Origin of the sequence: Archangium sp. (assembly GCF_036389735.1) — a bacterium.
Lineage (GTDB): Bacteria > Myxococcota > Myxococcia > Myxococcales > Myxococcaceae > Archangium.
In genome coordinates, this window is the sequence record NZ_DASVWK010000513.1 from 1 (window position 1) to 3,756 (window position 3,756).

The window sequence follows — 3,756 nt, forward strand, 5'->3', positions numbered from 1 at the left end:
AATGCCCTTGCCGGTGTCCTTCACGGAGAGGCACACCGCGTCGCCCTCGACCGCCGCGAGCCCCACGGTGAGCGAGCCCCCTTTGGGCATGGCGGTGAGGGCATTCTGGAGCAGGTTCGCCGCCACCTTCTGGAGCTGGTCCGCGTGCCCCAGCACCCGGGGCGGCGGCTCGGAGATCTCACACTTCAGCGAGACGCCGCGCGACTGCAGTTCCTCGCGCACCTCCTGGAGCGCGGCCTTCACCGGCAGGGCCAGCTCCAGCGGGCGACCCGCCCCCTCGCGCTCCTGCTCCGCCATCTGCCGCAGATCCCGGATGATGCGCGCCATGCGCCGGGCCTGCTCCAGCGCCATCCTCAGGCTCTGGCCCAGGCGCGACTCCGTGGGCAGCTCCTCGCTCGACAGCGACAGCAGCCCGAGGATGCCGGTGAGCGGGTTGTTGAGCTCGTGGGCGATACCGGCGCTGAGCGAGCCGAGCGCCGCCAGCCGCCGGGTGCGCGTGATCTGATCCTGCGCCTCGCGCAGCTGCCGGGTCCCCTCGTCCACGCGCTGCTGGAGCTCCTCGCTCCAGCGCCGCAGCTCGGCCTCGCGCCGTTGCAGCTCGTCGGCCATGTGGTTGAAGGAGCGCGCGAGCAGGCCGAGCTCGTCCCGACCGCCCTCGGCGACGCGCTGGTCGTAGCGCCCGGCGGCGAGCGCGGCCACGCCCTCGGAGAGCCGGGCGACGGGCTGGCCCACGCCCCGGGCGAGCACGAGCCCGAGCACCCCGGTGGCCACCAGCGCGACCACCGCCCAGAAGAAGGTGTAGCGCCGGACGTGCTCGGCGGGGGCGAAGGCCTCGCTCGCCCTGCGCCCCACCACCGCGCCCCAGCCAAGGTCCGGCACGGGAGCGAAGGCGGCGAGGTACTCGACGCCGTCCACCCCGCGCACGGTACGCACCACCGACACGCCGCGCGACAGGCCCTCGGACACGAGCCCGCGCTCCTCCTCGCTCAGCGCGGCGCCTGCCTGGGTGTGGGCCACCGGGACGCCTTGGGGGTCCACGATGAAGGCCAGCCCGCGCTCCTGGGTGAGCTCCTCGACGCGGCGGCCCAGCTCGGCGAGAGACAGCTCCGCCAGGAGGAGCCGGGAGGCGCTCTCGCCGGTGCGCACCGCGAGCGCCACGCGGCCCGCGGGGGCCTCGGGGGTGCGGTACGGAGGGCCGATGGCCGCGCCCGCGGAGAGGGCATCGCGCACGGGCGCCTGACGCGAGAAGAGGGCCAGCGACGCCTCGGTGACGCGCTGCCGGGTGCCGGAGCCCTCGGGGGAGAACACGGTCGGGGCGAGGGCACGGCCCTCCGCGTCCACCAGCACGAGCAGGTTGAGGGCCGTGAGCTGGCGCAGGGGGATGCTCAGCATGGAAGAGGCCTGCTGGGGCTCGAGGTGCTCGAGCGGGAGGTACTCGGCGGCGACGCGCAGGTTGTCCACCCCCAGCAGGACGAGCTGGTGGCAGGAGCGCGCGAGGTCCGTGGCGGCCTGGGTCTGGAGGCCCCCCACCATCTGGTGAAGCGCGTCCCGGTTGGCACGGAAGGACAGCCCGCCGAGCAGCAAGACGGGCACGACCCCCACCAGGGCGAGCACGAGCATCAATCTGGAGGCGAAGCGCACGGGCACGAGGGTTCCCCTGTCCAACGGACGTGCTGGATTGCAGCACAGGGATCGGCTCGGATCAGACTCAGGTACAGGTCGCCGTCACTTCGTGAACGTGGCCGGCCATGTGACGTTGAAAACCGGAACAGTCCGCCGGAAGGGTTTTCAGTTCCAGACGCCAGGGCGCACATGCTGGGCCCGCAGTGGGGGACGCCCATGAGAAGCCGTGAGCGAAGGTGGAATTGGCGGGGGTACGCCGCACTGCTGCTGGCTGGCACGCTGAGCTGCTCGGAAGGCAGCGTGTGTGGCCCCATGGACTCAACCTTGAGCTGTTGCGTCAAGAACCACCCCTTCAACCCGGAGCGCTGCGGAGCGACTTCCGAGGAAGCAGCCGCGATCGTCACCGCCGCGGTAGCCCTCGAGTACGCAAAGACCGCCGAGATTGAGAGCTGGAAGCAGAAGTGCATCGATGCCTATGTCACATGCATCGAGCAAAGGTGGACAGGCAGCTGTTACGACTGCCTGCGGATGTGTGAAGGCCAGCACGAGTGGCCCATCAACATGTGTGCACCACGTACGAACCGGTGATGGCATGTCCGAGAAGACCGATTGGAATCTCCTGCGGGCCCTGGCACGGCGCGTTCTGAACGATGGCGAACCGCTGGTGCTCACAGAGAACGTGTGTGCCCTTCTCCGACGAACCGGGGGACAGGTTGCACTCGGCGAAACTGCGGTGGAGCAGGCCTTGAGCGACGTACCGCACGCCACCAGCCTCCTGAGGGAGATCTCTCGCCGCATCGCGGATGGCTCCCACCGGCTCACTCCCGCCCTCGTGAATATGTACCGCCTCCGTGATGCAGGAGACATCGAGGGTGCGTGCAGGCTGATGGAGGAAGTGCTCGCCGTGGAGGTCGTCCCCCTCTACCGGGACATCGCGTCGGGTGAATTGGCGAAGTTAGAGGAACTGAAGCGATGAAGTGGCGGATGGCCCTGGGAGCCGGCGTCGCGCTCCTCCTCTTGCTGCCGCTGGCCCTCCTCTTGAGCAGCCTGCTGCGTCCCGCGCCTTCGACAGGCCAGCACCTCCTCCCGATGCTCGATACCGCGGAGCGCAGGAGCCTGGAGACCTATTCCCGTCCCTGCAAGCGCAGCTCCGACTGCGAGACCCCCTTGCGGTGCGTGCTGAACCCCCAGACCTTCATCTCCAGGTGCTCCGATAGCGAGTGCCTGTCGGATTCACACTGCGGAGACCGGCGTGTCTGCCGCGACGTGGACCTGTCCGACGATGGCTCGCTGGTGCGTGTCTGTGTCCTGCAGGGCCCCCGCATGGAAGGTATGCGGTGCGAGAAGTTTCCCACCCATGCCTCCGAGGCCTGCGGGCCCGGGTTGCTGTGTGGGGGTCGTCAGGGCTGGTGCGGCATTCCCTGCGAGAAGGACGTGGCGAAGAGCTGTCCGGAGGGCTTCTTCTGCGCCGATGTCGTCCCCCAACCGCTCTGCCTGCCCTCATGCGAGGCCCGGGGTTGCCCCGCTGGCCAGCAGTGCATCCGGTTCAAGGAAGGCGCCTCCGCCTGCATGGAGGTATATGGCACGAACTGCCAGAGTTCCACCTGCCCGGAGAACGAGGTGTGCAAGGTGCTCGATGCCATCACCGCCCCGGGCAAGGCGTGGATGGAGTGCGTGCGCGAGTGTGTCAGGGGAGGCCCAGCGATCTGTCCCGAGGGCCGCAGATGTTCCGTGGGGGGATACTGTGACCCCCCCTCCTGTGATCCCCACGAGCCCACCGCATGCGGCACGGGCTTCCGCTGCGTGCAGAGACATCCGGCCATACCAGGACAATGTTGGCCGGAGTGGTCGCCGGCCCCTCTTTAGTAGACGACGAGCGGATGCGGGGCGTAGTAGCTGACGATGGTGAGCACCGGCAGCTTGGGCGCGTCCTCGTCATCCTCCTCGCCGCTGGAGGTGACCCGCAGCCCGTCGAAGCGCGCGAGCACGACGAAGTCCTTGCCCGGCTCGAGGAAGGGATCCGCCTGAGGCAGGCGCCCGAGGGCCTCGCGGCCGGTCTCCTCGGAGATGTTGTCGTAGCGCCGCATCGTGCTCGAGCTGTCCTCGCGCTGGCTGGAGGAGACCTGGCCACCC

At 69.4% G+C, this 3,756-nt stretch carries 3 protein-coding genes and 1 pseudogene; 1 reads left to right on the forward strand and 3 read right to left on the reverse strand.

From position 1 onward, the window contains the following. Positions 1 to 1,647: HAMP domain-containing protein (locus tag VF794_RS17930; RefSeq protein WP_331112008.1), on the reverse strand; the 1,647-nt coding region annotated here is incomplete at its 3' end. Positions 1,648 to 2,215: 568 nt separating this feature from the next. On the opposite strand from VF794_RS17930, the gene VF794_RS17935 reads away from it, so the two are divergent. Further along, the gene (locus tag VF794_RS17935; protein WP_331112010.1) at positions 2,216 to 2,599 is read left to right on the forward strand and encodes a DUSAM domain-containing protein; all 384 of its coding nucleotides are present in this window, start codon (positions 2,216 to 2,218) and stop codon (positions 2,597 to 2,599) included. Between the two features lie 424 nt (positions 2,600 to 3,023). Here VF794_RS17935 and VF794_RS17940 read toward each other — a convergent pair whose 3' ends face one another. Together VF794_RS17940 and VF794_RS17945 are read right to left on the reverse strand one after the other, a co-directional pair. Next, positions 3,024 to 3,266 (reverse strand): hypothetical protein, encoded by a 243-nt coding sequence (locus tag VF794_RS17940; RefSeq protein WP_331112012.1) that lies wholly within the window; start codon positions 3,264 to 3,266, stop codon positions 3,024 to 3,026. A gap of 219 nt (positions 3,267 to 3,485) precedes the next feature. Beyond that, positions 3,486 to 3,756 (reverse strand): annotated as a pseudogene (locus tag VF794_RS17945) (hypothetical protein); the annotation flags it as partial.

Bases quoted from the DNA above. Each gene is read 5' to 3' on its own strand.
- VF794_RS17935 (WP_331112010.1), top strand. From the start codon at position 2,216: ATGTCCGAGAAGACCGATTGGAATCTCCTGCGGGCCCTGGCACGGCGC.
- VF794_RS17940 (WP_331112012.1), bottom strand. From the start codon at position 3,266: ATGGCATCGAGCACCTTGCACACCTCGTTCTCCGGGCAGGTGGAACTC.